This is a genomic window from Alcanivorax sp. HI0083, assembly GCF_001635175.1.
Genome location: NZ_LWFX01000230.1, coordinates 1 through 1,015 on the forward strand (window position 1 = coordinate 1; position 1,015 = coordinate 1,015).

Consider the following 1,015-nt stretch of genomic DNA (forward strand, 5'->3'; position numbering starts at 1 on the left):
CGAACGATTCCAGTGCCTGTTGCGCCTGGTTCAGGGTTTCCTGGATTTCCCCGCGAACCCAGTCCAGAGCCAGATAGTCGTGACGGTCACTCATGACGTCTCCTGTCATACTCAAACCTGCCGTCACTGCGGGCAGGTTTCTGTAATACGCAGCACGTAACATGCAGCACGCCTCATGCAGGTCATTCCTGTATGGGTGCCGCCCCAAGCGTTTTTCTTTTTCGTGCGCTGCGTGTTGCGTGCAGCTTGTTGTTTTATGTCTTATCTACAGCGCCGGAATGCCAACGTATCAGCAAAATGAATGCGTTCCAGATCCGGATGTTGCCAATCGGTCACTTCCCCGGGCCCGAGTACCAGGATGCCTCCCGGTGCGAGCCGTTCCGCCAGCCGGTTCACAATCTGGCGTTTACGCCAGCGGCGGAAGTAAATCAGCATGTTCTGACAAAAAATCAGGTCCATGTTGTTCATCGGTGCCGTGCTGAGGTCCAGCACGTTGAGCCGCGCGAAGCAGATGCGTTCGCGCAGTGCTCCGGTGATCGTTACGGTTTGCCCGTTCCCCGTGGGCTCGAAATACTTGTCCCGCAACAGTGGATCGACCTGCAATACCCGGCGCGCGGCGTATTCGCCTTTGCGGGCCTTGGCCAGGGTGGGCAGGCTGATATCGGTGGCGGTGATGCCGTAGAACAGCTTTCGCTCGCTGGCGGAAAACTGTTCGTTGATCATCATGGCGAGGGAATAAGCTTCCTCGCCGGTGGAGCACCCCACGCTCCACACATCCAGGCTGGCACCATCCGGCTGTTCGGCCATGAAGCGCTGGGTGAACTCTTCCACCAGTGCGTAGGAGCCGGGATGCCGGAAGAAGCTGGTTTCCTGAACGGTGAGACGGTCCACCAGCACCGACCATTCCATGGCCCGCGACTGGGTTGAGCCCACCATCAGGTGTTCGTAATAGGTGTCGTAGTCCTCGATGCCCAGCTCGCGCATGCGAATGTTCAAGCTGGTTTCGAGGAAGGTC

1 protein-coding gene is annotated in these 1,015 nt (G+C 58.1%); it reads right to left on the reverse strand.

Translation table 11 applies throughout. The annotated features are described in order from the left end of the window. Window positions 1-261: 261 nt before the first annotated feature. The coding region (locus A3754_RS02510; RefSeq protein ID WP_063518771.1) for a protein-glutamate O-methyltransferase CheR at window positions 262-1,015 on the reverse strand (754 nt) is incomplete at its 5' end.